The 20,035-nt window shown below is 70.5% G+C and carries 16 protein-coding genes; 8 read left to right on the top strand and 8 right to left on the bottom strand.

What is annotated here, in order from left to right; translation table 11 throughout:
- Positions 1-4: 4 nt before the first annotated feature.
- Positions 5-1,330, top strand: coding sequence for an enolase C-terminal domain-like protein (locus tag C8E99_RS07390; RefSeq protein ID WP_115933306.1), 1,326 nt, complete (start codon positions 5-7; stop codon positions 1,328-1,330).
- 30 nt (positions 1,331-1,360) lie between these two features.
- Positions 1,361-2,302, top strand: a complete 942-nt coding sequence (locus tag C8E99_RS07385; protein WP_115931743.1) for an AEC family transporter — start codon at positions 1,361-1,363, stop codon at positions 2,300-2,302.
- A 36-nt stretch (positions 2,303-2,338) separates the two neighbouring features.
- Here the strand turns inward: C8E99_RS07385 and C8E99_RS07380 are convergent, their stop codons facing one another.
- Positions 2,339-3,697: an MFS transporter gene (locus tag C8E99_RS07380; RefSeq protein WP_245952156.1), complete on the bottom strand. Its 1,359-nt coding sequence runs from the start codon at positions 3,695-3,697 to the stop codon at positions 2,339-2,341.
- 110 nt (positions 3,698-3,807) lie between these two features.
- Between C8E99_RS07380 and guaA the strand changes: the two genes are divergently transcribed.
- From guaA to C8E99_RS07365, 3 genes are all read left to right on the top strand, one after another.
- On the top strand, positions 3,808-5,388 hold the full coding sequence (gene guaA / locus C8E99_RS07375) for a glutamine-hydrolyzing GMP synthase (RefSeq protein WP_115933304.1): 1,581 nt from the start codon (positions 3,808-3,810) through the stop codon (positions 5,386-5,388).
- Positions 5,389-5,553: 165 nt separating this feature from the next.
- Complete coding sequence (locus tag C8E99_RS07370) at positions 5,554-9,537, top strand: DEAD/DEAH box helicase (RefSeq protein WP_211308998.1); 3,984 nt, start codon at positions 5,554-5,556, stop codon at positions 9,535-9,537.
- On the top strand, positions 9,524-9,772 hold the full coding sequence (locus C8E99_RS07365) for a hypothetical protein (protein ID WP_115931742.1): 249 nt from the start codon (positions 9,524-9,526) through the stop codon (positions 9,770-9,772). Before C8E99_RS07370 ends, C8E99_RS07365 begins: the two co-directional genes overlap by 14 nt.
- A 20-nt stretch (positions 9,773-9,792) precedes the next feature.
- Here C8E99_RS07365 and C8E99_RS07360 read toward each other — a convergent pair whose 3' ends face one another.
- The 3 genes from C8E99_RS07360 to C8E99_RS07350 form a co-directional block, all read right to left on the bottom strand.
- Positions 9,793-10,548: a CpaB family protein gene (locus C8E99_RS07360; protein ID WP_115931741.1), complete on the bottom strand. Its 756-nt coding sequence runs from the start codon at positions 10,546-10,548 to the stop codon at positions 9,793-9,795.
- A 220-nt stretch (positions 10,549-10,768) separates the two neighbouring features.
- Positions 10,769-11,158 carry an FmdB family zinc ribbon protein gene (locus tag C8E99_RS07355; protein ID WP_115931740.1) on the bottom strand — a complete coding sequence of 130 codons (390 nt, stop codon included), beginning with the start codon at positions 11,156-11,158 and terminating at the stop codon, positions 10,769-10,771.
- Positions 11,159-11,204: 46 nt separating this feature from the next.
- Positions 11,205-11,990 (bottom strand): 5-formyltetrahydrofolate cyclo-ligase, encoded by a 786-nt coding sequence (locus C8E99_RS07350; RefSeq protein WP_170144549.1) that lies wholly within the window; start codon positions 11,988-11,990, stop codon positions 11,205-11,207.
- Positions 11,991-12,122: 132 nt separating this feature from the next.
- Between C8E99_RS07350 and C8E99_RS07345 the strand changes: the two genes are divergently transcribed.
- The 3 genes from C8E99_RS07345 to C8E99_RS07335 all read left to right on the top strand — a co-directional run bounded on the left by C8E99_RS07345 (position 12,123) and on the right by C8E99_RS07335 (position 15,001).
- The gene (locus C8E99_RS07345) at positions 12,123-12,749 is read left to right on the top strand and encodes a GNAT family N-acetyltransferase (protein ID WP_115931738.1); all 627 of its coding nucleotides are present in this window, start codon (positions 12,123-12,125) and stop codon (positions 12,747-12,749) included.
- 255 nt (positions 12,750-13,004) lie between these two features.
- Positions 13,005-13,715, top strand: a complete 711-nt coding sequence (locus C8E99_RS07340) for a hypothetical protein (protein WP_115931737.1) — start codon at positions 13,005-13,007, stop codon at positions 13,713-13,715.
- 17 nt (positions 13,716-13,732) lie between these two features.
- Positions 13,733-15,001, top strand: a complete 1,269-nt coding sequence (locus C8E99_RS07335) for a phosphotransferase (RefSeq protein ID WP_115931736.1) — start codon at positions 13,733-13,735, stop codon at positions 14,999-15,001.
- A gap of 55 nt (positions 15,002-15,056) precedes the next feature.
- Here the strand turns inward: C8E99_RS07335 and C8E99_RS07330 are convergent, their stop codons facing one another.
- The 4 genes from C8E99_RS07330 to C8E99_RS07315 form a co-directional block, all read right to left on the bottom strand.
- The gene (locus tag C8E99_RS07330) at positions 15,057-15,755 is read right to left on the bottom strand and encodes a response regulator transcription factor (RefSeq protein WP_115931735.1); all 699 of its coding nucleotides are present in this window, start codon (positions 15,753-15,755) and stop codon (positions 15,057-15,059) included.
- Positions 15,752-17,374, bottom strand: coding sequence for a sensor histidine kinase (locus C8E99_RS07325; protein WP_115931734.1), 1,623 nt, complete (start codon positions 17,372-17,374; stop codon positions 15,752-15,754). The genes C8E99_RS07330 and C8E99_RS07325 overlap by 4 nt, the downstream gene beginning before the upstream one ends.
- Positions 17,375-17,401: 27 nt before the next feature.
- Positions 17,402-17,989, bottom strand: coding sequence for a hypothetical protein (locus tag C8E99_RS16015; RefSeq protein WP_211308997.1), 588 nt, complete (start codon positions 17,987-17,989; stop codon positions 17,402-17,404).
- A gap of 122 nt (positions 17,990-18,111) precedes the next feature.
- On the bottom strand, positions 18,112-19,983 hold the full coding sequence (locus tag C8E99_RS07315; protein WP_115931733.1) for a tetratricopeptide repeat protein: 1,872 nt from the start codon (positions 19,981-19,983) through the stop codon (positions 18,112-18,114).
- Between the last annotated feature and the right edge of the window lie 52 nt (positions 19,984-20,035).

Raw genomic sequence — 20,035 nt, 5'->3', positions numbered from 1 at the left:
CCAGATGGGCCAGCCCACCATCGCCGGAGTGGAGGTGGTCCCCGTGGCGGGACACGACTCCATGCTGCTGAACCTCTCCGGCGCGCACGGGCCGTTCTTCACCCGCAACATCGCCATTGTCACCGACTCCGAGGGCCGCACCGGCCTCGGCGAGGTGCCCGGCGGGGAGAAGATCCGCTCCACCATCGAGGAGGCCGGGCGGCTGATCGCCGGCAAGCCGGTGGCCCGCTTCCGCAGCCTGCTGCGGGGGATCGCCACGGCCTTCGCGGACCGGGATGCCGGAGGGCGGGGGCTGCAGACTTTCGACCTGCGCACCACCGTGCATGCCGTCACCGCGATCGAGTCCGCCCTGCTAGACCTGCACGGGCAGTTCCTCGGGGTGCCCGTGGCCGAGCTGCTCGGTGACGGGCAGCAGAGGGATGCCGTGCCGATGCTCGGCTACCTGTTCTACGTGGGGGACCCCGATTCCACGGACCTGCCCTACCTGCGTGAGTCGGATGGTGCCGACGACTGGGGGCGGGTCCGCCGCGAGGAGGCCATGACTCCCGAGGCCGTGGTGCGCCTGGCCGAGGCGGCCCAGGCCCGGTATGGCTTCCAGGACTTCAAGCTCAAAGGAGGAGTCCAGTCCGGGGATCTCGAAGTGGACGCCGTCACGGCGCTCAAGGAGCGATTCCCGGACGCCCGCATCACCCTGGACCCGAACGGCGGCTGGCTCCTGGAGGAGGCCATCCGGCTCGGCCGTCGCATGCAGGGTGTGGTGGCCTACGCCGAGGACCCGTGCGGCGCCGAGGGCCGATTCTCCGGGCGTGAGGTCATGGCCGAATTCCGCCGGGCGACCGGGCTGCAGACGGCCACGAACATGATCGCCACGGACTGGCGGGAGATGGCCCACGCCATCCGCACCAACGCCGTGGACATCCCGCTGGCGGACCCGCACTTCTGGACCATGTCCGGGTCCGTGCGGGTGGCGCAGCTGTGTCACGAGTTCGGACTGACCTGGGGATCCCACTCGAACAACCACTTCGACATCTCCCTGGCCATGTTCACCCACGCCGGCGCCGCGGCGCCGGGGGAGATCACCGCCCTGGACACCCACTGGATCTGGCAGGACGGGCAAGGCCTCACCACTGCGCCCCTGAAGATCTCCGGCGGTGAGATCCGCGTCCCGGACGCCCCGGGGCTCGGCCTCGAGTTGGACCGTGAGCGCCTGGCCGAGGCACACGAGTTGTATCTCGAGAACGGCCTGGGTGCTCGCGATGACGCTGCGTCCATGCAGTTCCTGATCCCGGGGTGGGAGTTCGACGCGAAGCGACCCTGCATGGTCCGCTGACGCGGTCCGGCAAACGCGGAACCAGAGCCCGTGGACGGAGTATTCCTCGGATTCAGCATCGTCCTGGTCATCATCGGGATCGGGTTGCTGGCTGCTGTGCTGCTCCCGCGCGGCACCACGGCCAGCATCCAACACGGGCTGACGCCGGCGATCTACTACGTCACCAATCCCCTGCTCATGGTGGTGCTGGTGGCGGAGATCGACCTGCGAGCCCTGGTCCAGGTCTATGCACCGGCGGCCCTGGTCACCGCTGTGGTGGCCGGCGCCTGTTACGCGCTGGTCAGTTGGTTGGTGTTGAAGCGGCCGGCCGGCCAGACGGCCGTGGGGGCCATGGCCTCGTCCTACGTCAATGCGGGGAACATCGGGCTGCCCATCGCCATCTACGCCGTGGGCAGCTCGGTTCCGGCCGTCTCCGTGCTGGTGACGCAGCTGCTGCTGATCGCCCCCGTCTACCTCACCGTGTTCGGCTGGTGCTCCCGCCAGCGGGGATCCGCCCAACCGAGGCTGGCCCGCACCGTGCTGGCCTCCGTGGCGAACCCGGTCACCGTGGGCACTGCCGTCGGCGCCGTCCTGGCCCTGGTGGACTGGGTACCCCCGGAGTTCCTCTGGACGCCTATGGACATGCTGGGGCGGGCCTCCATCCCGTTGCTGTTGTTCGTGTTCGGGCTCTCCCTGGCATCCCAGCGCCCGTTCCGGGACCGCAGCCAGGTGCCGGACATCGTGTGGGGATCCTTCGTCAAGCTCGCCCTGATGCCCGTGGTGGCCTGGGCGGTGGGGCACGGCGTGTTCGGATTGGAGGGCGTGGAACTCTTCGGCGTGGTGGCCATGGCGGCACTGCCGACGGCCCAGAACGTCTACCTGTTCTCCAGCCAGTTCAAGCTGCCCAACCTGCTGGTGCGGGACATCGTGTTCTCCAGTGCGGTGTTGTCCCTGCCGGTCATCCTCGTGGTTGCCCTCCTGCTGGAACCCTGACCGGATCGCCTGAAATGCCGGCGTTCGAAGCCCTGCCTACGGCCGGGCGGGCCGCCCCCGGACGAGCGCAGCCACCCCGATGCCGCACAGCACCACGACGCCGGCCAGTGCGGCCGAGAGTCCCGTGAAGCCGAGACCGCCCATGATCGGGCCCGCCGCCAGTGAACTGACCGCCGCCGCCAGGGACATCACGGCGTCCGAGAACCCCTGGGCGGGTACCCGGTCGGCTGGGCGCAGGGCGGCCACGAGCAGCGTGGATCCTGCCACGGTGGCGGCCGACCAGCCCAGGCCGAGCAGGACGAGCCCGGTGACCACGGCGAGGTGCTGATGAGGGAAGAACCCGGTCAAGGCCGCCGCGGCCACCAGTACCGTCAGCCCGCCACCGGCCACCCGGGCCGGACCGAGTCGGTCCGCGAGCATGCCCATCACGGGGGAGAGGGCATACATTCCGGCCACGTGCAGGGACAGGGTGAAGCCGATCAGCACCACCGTGTCCGGATGCTGTCCCAGTTCGCTGCTGGTGAGCCCCGCCTCGTGCTGCAGGTGCAGCGGCGTCATGGACATCAGGCCGACCATCACGGCGTGGGCACCGGCCACCGTGAGTACGGCGGCCAGGGCGGTGGGCTGGGCCCGGACGATCCGCCACCCGGCGGCCCACCCGGTGGAGCGTGGGGAGGACCGGGAGCGCCCCGAGGATCGCGTGACGGAGCCGACGTCGGCCGACGCCGGGCTCTCCGTGGCATCCTCCAGCCGCCGGCGCAACAGGAGGGGATCCGGGCGCAGGCCGGTCAGGATGATCGCGGCGCCCACGGCCATGCCAGCGCCGGAGATCAGGAAGGGGCCGGCATGAATGGGCAGATCCAGCCAGTCGGACACCACGGCGCCCGGCCCCACCATGTTGGGACCCAGCACGGCGCCCACAGTGACCGCCCAGACCACCACGGACAGGTCCCGTCCACGGTGCTGCGGCTCGGACAGGTCCGTGACGGCGAACCGGGCCTGCAGGTTCACGGCGGCGCCGAAGCCCACCAGGAAGGCGCCGAGCAACAGCACGGGAAAGAACCGGGTGATCACGGCGGCCACCATGAGCGCCTGACCCAGCAGTCCTGCGGCCAAGCCGATCCCCAGGGCGACCCGCCGTCCGCGTCGCACCGCCAGGGTGGACAGGGGGATGGACACCGCCGCGGAGCCGAGTGTCATGGCGGTGTTGACGAAGCCGGCGTTGGATTCGGCGCCCGAGAGTTCCACGGCCAGGATTGAGCCCAGGGACAGCGTGGCGCCGTTGCCCAACCCCGAGAAGACCTGGGCGGTGCCCAGGACGCGGACGGCACGGCGCTGGGCCACCCGGGCGTGCGGGAGGAGGGCGATGTCGTCGGCGGGGGAGTCTGGGGCCACGAGGACATTGTGCCCTGCTCCTGCACTATCCTTGACGGGTGACTTCCTCCCAGGCTGACGACCAGACCACAGCACCGGACCACCGGCCGGACACCCCGGACAACCCGCAGATCGCCGCTGACTTCCCGACCGTGCTCGTGGTGGACAACGGCGCCCAGTACGCCCAGCTGATCGCCCGCCGCGTGCGCGAGGCCAACGTGTACTCCGAGGTTGTCCCGCACACGCTCTCGGCCGAGGACATCCTGGCCCGCAAGCCGGCGGCACTGATCCTCTCCGGCGGCCCCTCCTCGGTCTATGCCGAGGGCGCTCCCGGGTTCGATCCGGAACTCCTCGAGGCCGGCGTCCCCGTGCTGGGCCTGTGCTACGGCTTCCAGTCGATCGCCCAGGCGCTCGGCGGCACCGTGTCCAAGACCGACACCCGGGAGTACGGCTCCACCCGGCTGGAGGCCATCGGCTCCACCTCGGTGCTCTTCGCCGGGCAGGACGTGGACCAGGTGGTGTGGATGAGCCACGCCGATTCCGTGACCGAGGCCCCGGCCGGCTTCTCCGTCACCGCCCGCACCCCGGGTGCCCCCGTGGCGGCGTTCGAGAGCCCGGAGAAGAAGATCTACGGCGTGCAGTGGCACCCGGAGGTCGGTCACTCCGAGCGCGGCCAGGAGGTGCTGCGCAACTTCCTGCACCACGGCGCCGGCCTGAAGGACACCTGGACCACCACCTCCGTGATCGAGGAGCAGGTCGAGCTGATCCGCGAGCAGATCGGCGAGCACCGGGCCATCTGCGGCCTGTCCGGCGGAGTGGACTCCGCGGTCGCCGCCGCCCTGGTCCAGCGGGCCGTGGGGGACCAGCTGACCTGCGTCTACGTCAACCACGGATTGATGCGCCAGGACGAGTCCGAGGAGATCGAGAAGGCGTTCGGTGCGGCCACCGGCGGTGCCAAGCTGATCATGGTGGATGCCGAGGACGTGTTCCTGGAGGCCCTGGCCGGCGTGACTGACCCTGAGGCCAAGCGCAAGATCATCGGCGAGAAGTTCATCCGCACCTTCGAGAAGGCCCAGGCGGACATCATCGCCGAGTCCCGCCATGACCCGGAGGCCAAGGATGTGAAGTTCCTGGTGCAGGGCACCCTCTACCCGGATGTCGTGGAGTCCGGCGGGGGCGAGGGCACCGCGAACATCAAGAGCCACCACAACGTGGGCGGGCTGCCCGAGGACATCGAGTTCGAGCTCGTCGAGCCGCTGCGCGCCCTGTTCAAGGACGAGGTCCGCGCCGTGGGCTCCGAACTCGGCCTACCGGATGAGATCGTCTGGCGCCAGCCCTTCCCCGGCCCCGGCCTGGGCATCCGCATCATCGGCGAGGTGACGCGGGAACGCTTGGACCTGCTCCGCCAGGCCGACGCGATCGTGCGCGCGGAACTGACCGCCGCCGGCCTGGACCGCCACATCTGGCAGTGCCCCGTGGTGCTGCTGGCCGATGTCCGCTCCGTAGGCGTCCAGGGTGACGGCCGCACCTACGGCCATCCCGTGGTGCTGCGGCCGGTCACGTCCGAGGACGCGATGACCGCTGACTGGGCCCAGCTGCCGTACGACCTGCTCTCGCGGATCTCCAACCGCATCACCAACGAGGTGGACGGCGTCAACCGCGTGGTCCTGGACGTGACCAGCAAGCCCCCGGGAACCATCGAGTGGGAGTAAGCCCCCCGTCAGGAGGCGGACGCCGGGGAACCGGCCCGTTTCCCTCGGGGGAATCCGCGGTGCGCCTGTGTACCGTGGAACCAAGCATTGGTGCCTCGTGGCCCCACCGCACCGGCCGTCGTCGTGGGCAGGGCGGGGAAGCGGCCGGCGGCAGGAAGGACAACTGTGACTGAGCAGGACCCCCAGCAGAGCCCCGAGGCGCCTCGCCTCCACGGGGGCAGGGACACGGGCCTGCCCGACGACGGCCCCGCCGAGTCCGACTCCCGCCTCACCTTCCCGGCGTGGCTGGCCTCGCTGGGCTCGGGCACCGAGAACGACACGATGCTGCGCTTCGCCCCGTCCGGCGCGAACAGCATCGACATCTCGCACTCCCACCCCTCCGGGCTGAGCCAGTTCATGTCCGGGCGCCGCACGCGCCTGTCCACCCTGTTGCGGGACGCGGACGCGTTCACGCACGCCCGTGGTGCGGCCCGTCAGCTGCGCGGCAAGATCCAGGAGCTGGCCGAGGACCGCGGCGTCGACGTCGGGTACCTGGCCACCGGCCTGGCGACGTGGCGTGTCATCGAGGACGGCCGCTCCACGCAGATGTCCGCACCCGTGATGCTGGCCCGGCTGAGCCTGACGCTGCGGGGCGAGCAGGACGACTACGAACTGCAGATCTCGGACCGGGCCCGGCTCAACCCTGCCCTGGCCCGTTACTTCCGGGACCACCACGGGATCGTGCTGGATGCGGACGACTACCTGCGCGCCGCCTACGCCACCGCCAAGCTCGAGCCCATGCCTGCCATGGAGCTGCTGCGCTCGCAGGGCCGTGAAGTCCGCGGGCTGGTGGTGGAGCACCGCCTGCTCGTCTCCACCTTCGCCGACCTGGCGGACACCGCCTCCGTGGACGTGGTGGACTCCACCCACCCGGTGGTCTCCGCACTGTACGACGCCGGCTCTGGCATGGTCCCGCGCCGCGAGGAGCTGCCGGAGACGGGACTGCCGCCGGTCGACGAGCGGGACCCGTCCGCCGAGAGCCTGATCCTGGACGCGGACCCGTCTCAGCAGCGGGCTCTCGACCACATCGCCGCCGGCCACGACCTGGTGGTCGTCACTCCTCCCGGCACGGGCCAGACGCAGACCGCGGCCAATGCCGTGGCGCAGCTCGCCGGGGACGGCAAGCGCGTGCTCGTGGTGGCCGAGCGTACCGCCACCCTGGACGACTTCCGCCGCCGCCTGGGCTCCGTGGACCTGGACTCGTTGGCGCTGGACATCCCCGCTGCGGCCACCCCCGAGCTGATGCGCCGTCAGCTCATCCAGGCCCTGCTGCGCGTGGAGCGGGCCCAGGAACCGGGAACCAGCCGGCTCAACTCCACCCTCGTGGAGCGCCGCCACCAGCTGCGGGACCACCTGCGCAGTCTGCACAACGTGCGGGAGCGCTGGGGCTGCTCGCCCTTCCAGGCCATGCAGTCACTGGCCTCGCTCACCGCGATGGATCCGGCCCCCTCCACCACCGTTCGCCTCAAGCGCTCCGTGCTGGACGCCACCGTCAACCGTGACGAGACCGCCGCGACGTTCATCCGCGCCGGGGAACTCGGGGCCTTCTCCCGCTCCTCCACGGAGAGCCCCTGGTACGGGGCCCGACTGCGCAACGTGCAGGAGACCGAGGACGCCTACGGGCTGGCCGAGGACCTGGCCACCGCCCTCCCCGTGCTGCGTGAGCAGCTGGACCAGGCCACCGAGCAGGCTCAGCTGTCCACCGGCGGGACCTTCGCCGACTGGGTCCGCCAGATCCACCTGCTCTCGGCCGTCCGCGGTTCCCTGGACCAGTTCACCCCGGACATCTTCGACCGCCCGGTCACGGACCTGATCTCCGCCACGGCCTCCGGGCAGTGGCGCAAGCAGCACGGCGTCGAGATGTCCTCCATGACCCGCTCCCGGCTCCGCCGCGTGGCCAAGGAGTACATCCGTCCGGGCGTGCACGTCTCCGACCTGCATGAGGCCCTCGTGGACGTGCAGGACCAGCGCGCCGAGTGGACCCGCTGGGCCACCACCAAGCGCCACCCCTCCGTCCCGGCCGGCCTGGAGGCGCTCTCGGCCAAGGGCGCCGAGGTGGCCGGCCAGATGGCCCGGTTGCAGCGGGTGCTCGCCGAGCCGCGGCGGGATTCGGGCCGGTTGGAGAACCTGCCCGTGGACGAGCTCAGCCAGATCCTGGACCGGCTCGTGGCGGATCAGGACACGCTCAAGACGCTGCCCGAACGCACGCTCGTCGGTGACCAGCTGCGGGAGCAGGGCCTGCAGGAGCTCATGGCGGACCTGCAGCAGCGGGAAGTGCCGACGGACCAGCTGCGGGCCGAGCTCGAGCTGGCCTGGTGGCAGTCCGCCCTCGAGGCGATGATCTCCGGCGACGACTACCTGGCCATGATGGACGCCGAGTCGCTGCGGAAGATCGAGGCGGAGTACCGCCTCGCGGACACCGCCCATCTGGAAGGCGGCAGTCAGCGCCTGAACTGGACGTTGGCCCGGCAGTGGACCAGGACCGCCGGCATGCACCGGGCCTCGGCCCGCGTGCTGCGCTCCCTGCTCAAGGACGGCAACCCGGACCCGGAGTCCCTGTCCGGCCTCGAGCCGGAGCTGCTCCAGTCCCTGGTGCCGGCCTGGACCACCTCCCCGCTGGCCCTGGCCGAGTTCCCGGCGGACATGAGCTTCGACGCCGTCCTGCTGCTGGACGCTGAATCCCTCGCCCTCAGCACGGCGCTGGGTGCGATCAGCCGCGGCAAGCAGGTCGTGGCCTTCGGCGACGGCACCTCCGGTTCGCCGAAGACCTTCAACGTCTCCGTGGACCCGACGGCCTCCGTGCTGCTGCCGCGCGAGGTGGACTCGGCCTTCACCGCCCTGATGCGGGTGCTGCCGAACGTGAGGCTGACCACCATGCACCGCGGGCTGGAGCGCAAGCTCACCCGCCTGCTGGGCGAACAGCTCTACGACTCGAAGCTGGACATGCTGCCCGGCGCCTCCGAGCTGACCGGCGCGGACCATCCGGTGCGCGTGGAATTCCTGCCCGGCGGGACCGGCATGCCCGGTGCCGGCGATGAGGGCGTGGAATCCACCGTGGCCGAGGTCAACCGGACCATGGACCTGGTGTTCGAGCACATCCGCCACCGCCCGGACGCCTCGCTGGCGGTCATCACCGCGAGCCCGCTGCATGCCCGCCGCGTAGCCGAGGCGATCCGGTTGAACCTGCCCAACAACCCGTGGGCCGCCGCCTTCTTCAACCGGGACCGGGAACCGTTCGTGGTGGCCCCCATGGCCCGGGCCCACGGCGTGGTCCGGGACCACATCATCTTCAGCCTCGGCTACGGCCGGACCCCGCACGGACGCGTGGTGCACCACTTCGGGCCGTTCTCCGAAGCCGGTGGCCGGGAGCTCTACGCCACCGCCCTGACCCGCGCGCGCCAGCACCTGCACGTGCTGACCTGTGTGCATCCGGACGATCTGGATCCGCAGCGGCTGGGCAACGGTGCCTCGGACTTCTACGGACTGCTCGAGGCCTACCTCAAGGACACCGGGCACACCTCCTCTCCGCGTCCGCGGGACCCGCTGGTGGCGGACCTGTCCGACCGCCTGGCTCATCGCCATGCCACCGTGCTCCCGAACTTCGCCGGGGGCATCGACCTGGCCGTCTGGAACCCCCTGGGCCTGCCCGCGTGGGAGGCGCAGGCCTCCCCGGAACAGGCCGTTCCCGTCGCCATGTTCTCCGACGGTTCCGAGGCGTACCGCCGGATGACCGTGCGCGAGCGGTCCCGTCAGGTGCCGCAGCAACTCGAGCGCAGTGGCTGGCGCTACCACGCCCTGTGGACCATCGACGTCTTCTCCGACCCGGCCGGATGCGCCCGGACCATCGCCGACTACCTGGGCCTGCCCTCGGCCGAGGACGGCCCGGTGGAACCTGCCGGTCCTGGCCCTGCGGAACCCCTGGCCATCCCTGAGGCCGCGATGCCTGCTCCTTCGTCGGAGGGCTCACCGGAGTCCTCGGAGGGGGACGGATCGTCCGACGCGGTGTTCGACGGTGCAATGTTCGACGGTGCAATGTTTGATGGTGCCGCCGCCGAGCAACAACGTGAGGACGCGACCGCTGACGAGCACCAGGACGATGGCACCCGCTGATCCCAAGCGCCCGGCGCCTCGCCGTCGTGGTCCCCGACGGGCCGACGCCCCCGGCACCGGTCCGGCGTCCGCCGACGGGCCCGAGCCGACCCTCCGCGAACCGGCGGTTGGTGAGTCCTCAGCAACCTCGGTGCCATCGGGCTCCGGCCAGCGCGACGCCCGGTCCTCAGACCAGCACAACCTGTCCGAACGTGAGCGCTGGCTGCTCGAACAGCGCCCGCCGCACTGGGACTGACGCACTGGGACGGACGCAGGCTACGGCTCCGGTGTCACCAGGAGCGTGAGGTCCTGATTCACCGCTGCCGCCGCCAGTTCCGCGGCTCGTCCCTCGGCCACGGCCAGGACCAGCACCGTGGCCAGGTCCGTGGAACGATCCTGCAGCACCTCGACGTTTGCCTCGAGCACGCTGCCGTCCGTTCCCACGATGTCGATGCGGTCCCCGGCGGCCACCAGGCCCACGGCGTCTGGGCTCGCGAACCTCACGGCCACGGCCCGGTGCCCGGCCGGCACCTCGGGCCTGCCATGGGACTCTCCTGCCCCGCCGGAAAATACGGGGCCCCCATCGGGAGAGGCTCGGTGTTGGCCTTCCTGGACCGCCGCCACGGCGACGTCACCGGCCGCTACTGCCGCCGCCCCGGTGTGGTTGGCTTCCGTCCCGACCGAACCGCCTGAACCGCCTGAACCGTGCGGGCCGTCGGGGGCACCCTGGCCTCCCGAGTCGGCCGGGCCCCCGAACGCCTTGACCAGGAGCAGGGTGACTGCCAGGACGAGCGGGAGGGCGGCCAGGGCCAGTTTCAGCCGGGTGCGTCGGCGCGCGGAAGCGGCTGCTGCTGCGACGTCGGCGTCGGTTGATCCGTCGGCCGACCAATCGACCCACCCATCGGTCGAGTTCAGAGCCGACTCAGCGGTCGGTCTTCCCGCTGATCCGCGCACCGTACGGGTGCCGCCGGCAGATAGACGGGACCGGCCGGCGTCGTGCTCCAGGAGGTGTGGAGGTGGGGGAGTGGTCATCCGGCGGCGCACGGCGCGGCGGTACCGGCGCAGCTCACGGCGCGGAGAGGGCCGTCTCCGAGATCGGGACGGTCGTGGCGGAGAGTCCCGAAAACGCCGGGGCCGGGCAGCGGGTGATGACATGCCACGATCCCATCAGGAGCGCAGCCAGCGCGGCCACCGTGATCACCTCAGCGGTGGAGGCACAGCCGTCATCGGTCGGCTGTGGAGGAGTGTGGAACTAGGCAGCGGTACCGGAGGTGGAGCTGCCCGAGGAGCCTGACGACGCGCCGCTGGACCCGGATGTAGAGGCCGCGGCGCCGGAGGTGGACGGCGACGATGACGAGCCGGAGTCAGAGGAGGTGGAGGCCCCGCTGGAAGCCGCACTGTCCGAGGAGCCGCCGGAGGAGCTGTCCGCGGCCAGCGTGGAGGAGGCCTGGGAGCCGGAGCCCTCGGAGCGGGAATCGTTGCGGTAGAAACCGGATCCCTTGAACACCACGCCCACGGAGTTGAACTTCTTCCGCAGGGTGCCCTCGCACTCGGGGCAGGCGGTCAGCGAATCATCAGTGAACGACTGGACGATGTCGAACTCATGGCCGCAGTCCTTGCAGGCGTAAGCATAGGTGGGCACCGAACGGTCCTCTCGATTTGGCACTCTCACGTTTCGAGTGCCAAGTCTACACCTGACCGAACCACGTGAATCCGTCGGCGGTGACGGCTCCGTCGACCGGTTCATCGAACTCAGAAGTGGGCACCTGGCCTCGCGTCATCAGTTCGTGCCGGAACACCACGGCCACCGTGAGCGGGGCCGCGGAAGGGGCCGGGCCGGCGTCGGGCACGGTGGTGGCATCCGTGCTGGAAGCGCTGGACGTCTTGGAAGCGGAACGCTGCCGGTACAAGGCGGCCAGGAAGCGGTCGTAGTAGCCGCCGCCCTGGCCCAGGCGGAAGCCGCGGGCGTCCACCGCCTGAGCCGGTACCAGCACGAGGTCCACCGTCTCCATGGTCTCCACGCCGAGGCGTTCGCCCACCGGTTCGTCGATCGGCGCCACCGAGCTGCGGGCCACCTCCACGCCGGGGTGCCAGGCGGTCCAGGACAGCTGCCGCTCGGGCTCCGTGATGGGGGCCAGGACCTCGACGCCGGCCCCGTGCAGTGCCTCGAGCAGCGGTCCGGTGTCCGGTTCGGCACCATAGGACAGCACCGCGGCGACGCGGCGGTGCTGTGCCCGCGGGAGGTACCAGTCGAGGATGGTGGACGTCAGGTTGGCAGACTGGGCGGCTCGATCTGCCGGGTCCAGCTCACGCCGGCGAGCGCGCCACAGGGTGCGGAAATCCTGCTTGCGGTGCTTCAGCACCTCCTCTGGGCTCTCGCCCCGGTTCCCGGTCAGGGACGCGGAGTACTGGGCCTCTCCTCCTTCCTGCGACGGGGCGGAGGCTGACTGGCTGAACGACTCATTGAACGACACGCTCCCATTGTGCCTCCCTCCCGCAACCAGTCGACTTTGGGGGCGAAGATGAGTACTTTTCTCTGCCCCCAAAGTTCTGCCCCACAGTGAGGCGGGGGACGGTCATCGCCTCTCGGACCTAGGATCAGGCACATGCCGCCTGCCACCACCCCCCGGACCCATCGCTGGCCCGTGTCCCTGGAACACGGGGACCTCGTGCTACGTCCGTTCCGCCGCTGGGACCAGGAGGAGTGGACCTCGCTGCGGACCCGCAACCGCGACTGGCTCCGCCGCTGGGATGCCACCAATCCCGAGCCGGCCACTGCCTTGAAGAGCTATGCCGAGATGGTGAAGGTCCTCAACCGCTCCGGCAAGGAGGGGACGGCGCTGCCGTGGCTGATCTGCGTGCGGACGTCCGCCGCCGGAGTGCCGGTGATCGCCGGACAGTTGAGCGTGTCCTCGATCGTGCGCGGTTCGGCGCTCTCGGCCTCGCTGGGCTATTGGATCGACCAGGCCCGGGCCGGGCAGGGGCTCGTGCCGACCGCCGTGGCTCTGGCCACCGACTACTGCTTCAGCACGCTCGGGCTGCACCGGATGGAGATCAACATCCGGCCGGAGAACGTCCCCAGCCGGCGCGTGGTGGAGAAGCTTGGCTTCCGGCACGAGGGGATGCGCCGGGATTTCCTGCACATTGATGGGGCCTGGCGGGACCATGATGCCTATGCCCTGACCGCTCCCGAGGTTCCGGAGGGACTGCTCGACCGGTGGGAGAGGTGCTGACGAGCCCGAATCTGCGGCGACACGGCAGACAAACCGGGGTGAATCACACAGGTGTAGTTCGCGGCCGGTACCGTTTGAGGGGTGGATGCAGGCACAGGTAGTCTTGAGGAGTCGCTCAGCCTTGCACTGGGCTACCTTCCGGACATTCACCTGCACGGATCACTGGTGCTGTGTGCACTGGTGGTGGCGTGGTTGATAGCCATCTACCGGAGGGCGAACAAGGAGCCCCAGCCCAGGAGCCACCGGAGGAAGACCATGAAGCGCACCGCCCAGTCCATGCCTCGGAGCAACGCCCGTCCCGTGGACGCCGCAAAGGAGTCTGCCTCCGGCTTCCGGGTCAAGTGGGACCGGACCATCATCGCCGCTGTTGCCGTGCTGGCCACCCTCACCTTCCTCGGGACCGGCATCGCCGCCGCGTTCGGCGCGGGAACCTTGCTGGTCTCCGGCATCGCCGCAGCCGTCGCCGTGGCCGGCGTGGCCGCCCTGCGAACCCTGGCCCTCCGGGACCGCAAGAAGCGCAAGGACCGTCGGATCGAGAGCGCCTTCGACGAGGCCATGAACCCCGGCCTGCCGACCGCCGAGCCCACTGCGCCCACCACCGGGCCGACCCGCGTGTTCGATGCGGCCGCCGGTTCCACCTCCGGACATGCTGCTGCGACGGCGCCCGCTGAGAAGCCGGCCACCGCGCCGAGCACCGAGCAGGCCGCCACCGAACAGGTGGCCCGGGACGCTGGGGCGGACGAGATCTCATCGGCCCTGCCGTCCGTCCCGCGCCCCACCTACCTGGACGCCGCAGAGGCCCACCGGGTGGTGCCGGCTCCCCTGGCCAAGCCCGAGACCCCGCAGGCCAGCCCCGGCGTCAAGCTGAAGGCCGGCGTCTCCGCGGAGTACCGCGCCAAGGTTGAGGCCACGGCCAACCGCACCCTGGACCTGGACAAGGTCCTGGAACGCCGCCGGGCCGTCTGAGACCCGGGCTGGCACCGATGCGCAAGGGCGCGCACCGGGACGAAGCGGAGCATCGGCAGGTACAGTACCTGTCCTCAGCAGCCGTCCGAGGCCGCCTCGGAGAGGTCCTCGACGGGCAGGGCTATCACCTCGATCACGCCGAACTCGTCGATCTCCAGCACCGTCCCGGTGCCGGGGCCACCGGCGTCTTCCGCGTCCACGTCACCGAGGACGAGTCGGAAGAACTCTTCGTCGCGCTGACCGCAGAAGCCGTGCCGGAGGACTCCGTCCTAGCGGCAGGCGAGGACGGGGACGCCACCTGGTCGGCCTGGTTCCATCCGCATGACCCGTTGCTTACCGGCCTGGCGCTGGCGTCCGACCCGGCGACGGTGGCTGCTCTCTGGGGCCGCGGCGGGACGCTGGTGGACCTGCAGACCATCAGCTACCGACCGCTGCGTCGAGCCGTCCTGCGCGCGGTGGTGACGGGCGTCCCGGGGAGCTCCGATGCCTCCGGCGATCATGACGCCTCCGGCACCTTAGATATTTCCAGCGCTTCTGGGCGGCGCACCGTCTTCCTCAAGGTCATGCGCGCCGGGCTGGCCACCCGGCTTCACCATCGTCACACGTTGCTGGCGGCGGCCGGCGTACCGGTGCCCGTGGTGCTCGGCCCGCCGGTCGCCGATGTGCTGGCCCTCGAACAGGGCGAGGGCGAGGTCCTGGCCAACGCGATCATGGCGAACGGGGCACGGCAGGTGGAACCGGCCGACGTCGTGGGGATCCTGGACCGGATGCCCGCCGATCTGCTCGAACTGCCGCGGCGCGATGCCTGGTCTGACCGCACGCCCGACTACGGGCACGCCGCCGCCACCGCCCTGCCGGACCAGGCCCGGCGGATCCGGTCCCTCGTGGACCACCTGCAGCGGCAACTGACCGTCACGGACCGTGGGCCGGTGGTGCCCACTCACGGCGACTTCTACGAGGCCAACCTGCTGGTGAAGCAGAACCGCATCAGCTGCGTGCTGGACATCGACGGCGCGGGGCCGGGCCACCGGGTGGACGACCTGGCGTGTTTCCTCGGACACCTGGCCGTGCTGCCGGCCGTCGACCGCCGATACGTCCACGTGGACGAGGCCCTGCGGCGCTTCCACGGGTACTTCAAGACCGGAGTCGATCCAGCGGCGCTGGCATGCCGCTCCGCCGCGGTGGCGCTGTCCCTGGTGGCCGGGGCTCGGGACTCGGGGCGGGGGGACTGGCAGCGATCAGCCCGGCAGCGGCTGGAGATCGCCGAATCGCTCCTGGACCTTTAGCCCTTCAGATCTCCAGCCCTTCAGATCTCCCAGCTCTCCAGGCCCGAGACCCGCCTCAGTCGTCAGCGGGCTGGTAGTCCTTCTCGTCCACCAGGCGGTAGCCGACGCCGCGGACGGTGGTGAACCGTGTGACGCCGAGTTTGTTACGCAGGTAGCGCACGTAGACGTCGACCACGTTGGAGCCCGGATCGAAATCGTAGCCCCACACCCGGGACAGCAGCTGCTCGCGGCTCAGGGCCTGGCCGGGGTGGCGCAGGAAGGTCTCGGCCAGGGAGAACTCGCGGGCGGACAGGTCCACCTCGACGCCGCCGATGGCCGCCACGTGCCGGATCGGGTCCAGCTCGAGGTCGGCATGGCGCAGCACCGGGTCTGCCGGGGCCGAGGACGAGTTGCCCTCGGAGCGCAGCCTCAACCGCACGCGGGCCACCAGCTCGGCGAAGCGGAACGGTTTGGGCATGTAGTCATCGGCCCCGGAGGTCAGCCCCGTGACGGTGTCCTCACCGGAGGCCCGCGCCGTGAGGATGATGACCGGCAGACCCGGGTCCTGGGCCCGGATCTTCTCCAGCACCGTGAAGCCGTCCATGTCCGGCAGGCCGAGGTCGAGGATGACGAGCTCGAAGCCGCCGGTCAGGGCCAGGATGAGGCCCTCGCGCCCGGTGCCGGCCACGGTGGTGGCCAGCCCCTCGGCCTTGAGGCCCTTGGCCACGAACGAACTGATCCGCGGCTCGTCTTCGATCATCAGGATTTGGCTCACGCCGCACCGTCCTTGGGATGGGAGGTCTTGCTCACTGGAGAACCTACCTGCCGGATGTGGCCGCCGTCCGCTCCATCAACCTCCGTGACGTCTAGAAGGCCGTCCAGAGAGCCGTCCGCAGGGCCGTCCAGCGGCAGGTCGATGTAGAAGGTGGATCCGATGCCCGGCGCGGACTGGACATCCACACTGCCGCCGTGGGCCTGGACTATCGCGGTGACGATGTTCAGCCCCAGTCCGGAGCCCTCGGCGCGGGTGCTGTTGGAGCCCCGTCCGAAGCGCTCGAAGATGTCCTCCCGATCCTCGGGACGGATGCCGATGCCCTGATCCCGCACCCACAGGCGCAGGGTGCCGGACAGCGCCTGCGAGCCGAGGGAGACCTTGGAGCCCTCCTCCGAGTATTTCACCGCGTTGGACGCCAGCTGCAGCCACGCCTGAGTGATGCGCTGGGCATCCAGGGACACAGTCACGTCGGCCGCATGGTCCAGGGTCCAGATCCGGGGTCCCAGCGGGGACGCCTTGCCCAGCACATCGCGGGTGAGGGTCCCGACGTCGGTCGGTTCGGTATCGACGAAGTCCGGCCTGCCGGACTTCGCCAGGGTGACGAGATCGTCCACGAGCAGCCGCATCCGGTCCAGTTCGTCGAGGGCGATCTCCCGGACCTCGCGGACATCGGCCGCGTCCTCGGCATCCTGCAACTCCAGGTGCCCCTGGACGATGGTGATCGGGGTGCGCAACTCGTGCCCGACGTCATCCAACAATTGCCGCTGGGACGAGAAGGCGCCCTGGAGGCGGTCCAGCATCTCGTTGAAGGTCTCGGCCAGCTCGGCCACGTCGTCCTGGCCGGAGACCGGGACGCGGCGCCGCAGGTCCGTGCCGGAGATCTCCGCTGCCGTGGACTGCAGGATGCGCAGGGGGTGGAGCAGCCGGCCCACCAGGAGCCACCCGGCCACGCCGACCACGATCATGACGCCGAAGCCGACGAGACCGTAGGTCAGGAAGGTGCCGTCCAGGTCGCCGAGCTCGGCCGAGAAATCGTAGGCGAGGAGCATCAGGGACGGTGCCGTGTCATTGTCGAAGTGGATGGGCACGGCGACGGCCCGGTAGGTGGTCTGGGCGGTGGTGATCGTCTGGATGGCCACCCCGTCCGAACCGAGCTGGTCCGCGGCCCACCGCACCAGCTCCGAATCGTCCTCGAGCCGCAGCTCCACGGCGGAGGACGCCGTCCAGCTGATCTCGCCGTCCTGGAATCCCAGCATGCCCTCGTGCTCGGCCGGCAGGGTGCGCTGCATGGCCGTGAACACCAACTGGTCCGAGGCCGAGAACGGATCACCGGTGGCCGGATCGATGCCCTCCTGCGCCAGGATGCGGAATTCCTGGACCGACCGCGTCAGGGAGTCGTCGACCTGCCGGGCCATGCCGCTGCGCTGCAGGGCGTAGGCCGTCGCCCCGGAGAGCAGCAGGGCCACGGCGGTGAGGAAGACGAGGAGTGCAACCACCCGGGTGCGCACGGGCAGCGCACTCCAGTTGGTGACCAGGGCCCGAAGGGTCCGCAAACGGCCGCCGGCCCGGGATTGCTCCCGGGCCGGCGACTCTGGGTGCGTTCCCGGGGGAGCGGTCATCTCCACGCTCCGGGAATGCGGTGGCGATCAGTCGTCGTCATCATCGTCATCTTCCCAGTCGTCATCGTCGTCGTCATCATCATCCCAGTCGTCGTCATCGTCATCATCGTCGTTGTCGTACGTGGGTTGCTGGGGCGCTGGGTTCGGCACCGGCTGGGGAGCCGGCACGGCGGGACGTGAGTCCGAGCCGGAACCACCCGAACCAGAACCACCGGATCCGGATCCACTGGACCCGGCACCAGAGGACCCGGAACCGGATCCGTCCTGGGCGGGGGCGGTGGTCGTCGGACCGGGCTTGGAGGAGATCTTGACCCGAGAGGACGGCGGTTCGGCGGCAGCACCGGACACGGGCGCGGACGAGCCGCCGGACGAAGACGCAGACGGCGAAGAGGAGGGGGAGGCGGAGGGAGAGGCGGTGCTGGGCGCAGTGGAGGCGACGCCGGCCGAGGACGGCGCGTTGCGCTCGCTCGCGGACGGGGCATCACTCACGGCGATCATCGCGCCGAGGTCGACCGGCCTCGGCTGAGCGGAGACCACGGCGATGCCCAGGGCTGCCATGACCGCGACCACCATCATGATGACGGTGGCCTTGAGTCCCTTCCCGGCGTTCTTCATGCCCTCCATGATCGCGCGTGATCATGAGTCCAAGATGAGAAACTGTCCCGTCCGCATGAGAAACCCGTGAAAGTCATCGGGAAGTCAGGCCAGTCCAACCCTGCCCAGTCCACCGGCGCCGGTCAGTCGGTGTCCGGTTCGGTCTCCGGGTCGCTGTCCGCCGCGCCCGCCTGGCCAGCTTCGTCGTCGCCGTCCGGACTCTCCGTGCTGGCGGCGGCATCGGCCTCGAGGCGTGCCTTCGTGGCGCCCTCCTCGTCCCCGGACAGGTCCAGGGACTGGGCCAGCCCGAGCCAGGCGGCCATCCTCAGGTACCGGGCAGTGTCCTCCTGCTCGGTGATCATCCGGAAGAGGGAGGCCGCCTCCTCGGCACGCTCCTGCTCCAAAAGGACGTAGGCGGCGAACAGCTCGGCGTTGGAGGAGGCCATGGCGTCCTCCGAAGCGGCGAACAGGTCGGCTGCCGTGAGGGCGGAGGAGACGGCGGCCGCGCCCTTGCGCAGGGCCCACAAGCCGCGGGCACGGGTGTCCGTGAAGTCGGCCTCGTACCAGGACGCGGAGGAGTCCTGGGCCAGGGCGATGGCCTCATCCAGCAGGGCCACCCCGCGTTCCTCGCCCAACTCGCACAGGACGTGCCCGAGCGCATGCAGGGCCTGGGGGAGGACCGCAGGATCGTTGTCCTCGGAGTCTTCGTCCTGGCGGGCCAGCTCCACGGCACGGGAGAACCGCTCGGCGGCCTCCTCCGGCTTTTCCTGCCGGTTGAGCAGGGCGCCGGAGGCGAGATACATGCGGGCCGCCTCATCGGTGGCACCGGCCTGCTCGAACAGGGTGGAGGCCCGGCCCCAATGCTCCAGGGCCTCTTCGGGCCGGTTCTGATGACGGGCCGCATGGCCCAGGTCCACCAACGCGCGTGCGAGGCCCGGCAGACGCCGGGCGGCCTCCTCGCGGCGCACCAGACCGGCCAGCACGCGTTCGGCGAGGGCATGCTCCTCGGCCTCCAGCAACTGGTGCCCCAAGGCGAGCGTCAGGTCCGAGGCCTCCGGGACCTCCCCCTGCTCGGCCTGGGCCACGGCCACCTTCCAGGCGAGGATGGAGGCCTGCTGGTCGCCGGCATCGTCCGCCATGCCGGCCAGCAGGGCCGCGGCCGAGGCGGCACCCTTGCGCACTCCTGCGGCGGCGTGCAGCTCCACCGAACGCAGGGCATCGAGGATGGCGGTGCCGGAGTCTCCCCGTTCATGGGCGACGACGGCCTTGAGCATCCACATGGCGGCCCGCACGGCGCGGTTGGCCTGGCCGGCGAGGACCTCGTCGGCGACCTCGGCGGACTGCTCCGGCTCGTGGCTCATCAGGTGGACATGGGCCAGGAACATCCGCGTGGACGCCAACGACTCCGGGGGCACCGGTACGCCGGCCGCCACCCGGGCGTCGAGGATCTCGAGGCACTCCTCCAGCAGGTCGACGGCGGGATCGAACCGGCCGTCCTCGACGTGCCGGACCGCCAGTGCCACCAGCACGTCCGGCAGCACGGTATCCACGGAGTGGGAGGACCGGGTCCGCTCGTCCTCCAGAACGCCCTCCAGCACGGTGGCCTCGAACGATTCGGGCTCACGGAGCAACATGGTGCCGAGCTCGGTCTCCAGCCGGGCCTGGTGCGGATAGCCGGCCTCGGCCAGGACGTGGGCGCGGTCGGCGATGTGACGGGTGGCGGCGGTGTGGTCCCCGGTCAGCGCGGCCACGGACGCCAAGGCCCGGTACAGGCTGGCGCGGTTGACCGGGTCGTGGCCGCCAGGGGCCGTCAGGCCGATCTCGGCCGCACGGGAGGCACGGGCCAGGTCCTCGGCGTAGGCGGCCTCGTAGGAGACATCCAGCCAGCCGCGGGCCGTGTCCGGCTCGCCCTGGGGCCCTCCCGTCAGCGAACGGCGGGCCAGGACCGCGTTCAGGCGGGCCGTGAGGTCCTCCGGCAGCTCCGGCGTCGGCTCAGCGCCGTCGTGCTCGGTCATCCCAGCCCTTCGTGATCCCATGTCGTTCCTGTGTGCTCTGCAACCCATCCAG

Source organism: Citricoccus muralis (assembly GCF_003386075.1).
GTDB lineage: Bacteria > Actinomycetota > Actinomycetes > Actinomycetales > Micrococcaceae > Citricoccus > Citricoccus muralis.
The sequence above is the reverse complement of the archived record's forward strand: the minus strand, read 5'-3'. Positions and strand labels throughout refer to the sequence as shown.

Bases quoted from the DNA above. Each gene is read 5' to 3' on its own strand.
- C8E99_RS07325 (WP_115931734.1), bottom strand. From the start codon at position 17,374: ATGACCGCTCCCCCGGGAACGCACCCAGAGTCGCCGGCCCGGGAGCAA.
- C8E99_RS07315 (WP_115931733.1), bottom strand. From the start codon at position 19,983: ATGACCGAGCACGACGGCGCTGAGCCGACGCCGGAGCTGCCGGAGGAC.
- C8E99_RS07335 (WP_115931736.1), top strand. From the start codon at position 13,733: ATGCGCAAGGGCGCGCACCGGGACGAAGCGGAGCATCGGCAGGTACAG.
- C8E99_RS07340 (WP_115931737.1), top strand. From the start codon at position 13,005: ATGAAGCGCACCGCCCAGTCCATGCCTCGGAGCAACGCCCGTCCCGTG.
- C8E99_RS07365 (WP_115931742.1), top strand. From the start codon at position 9,524: ATGGCACCCGCTGATCCCAAGCGCCCGGCGCCTCGCCGTCGTGGTCCC.
- C8E99_RS07390 (WP_115933306.1), top strand. From the start codon at position 5: ATGGGCCAGCCCACCATCGCCGGAGTGGAGGTGGTCCCCGTGGCGGGA.
- C8E99_RS16015 (WP_211308997.1), bottom strand. From the start codon at position 17,989: ATGAAGAACGCCGGGAAGGGACTCAAGGCCACCGTCATCATGATGGTG.
- C8E99_RS07360 (WP_115931741.1), bottom strand. From the start codon at position 10,548: ATGACCACTCCCCCACCTCCACACCTCCTGGAGCACGACGCCGGCCGG.
- C8E99_RS07345 (WP_115931738.1), top strand. From the start codon at position 12,123: ATGCCGCCTGCCACCACCCCCCGGACCCATCGCTGGCCCGTGTCCCTG.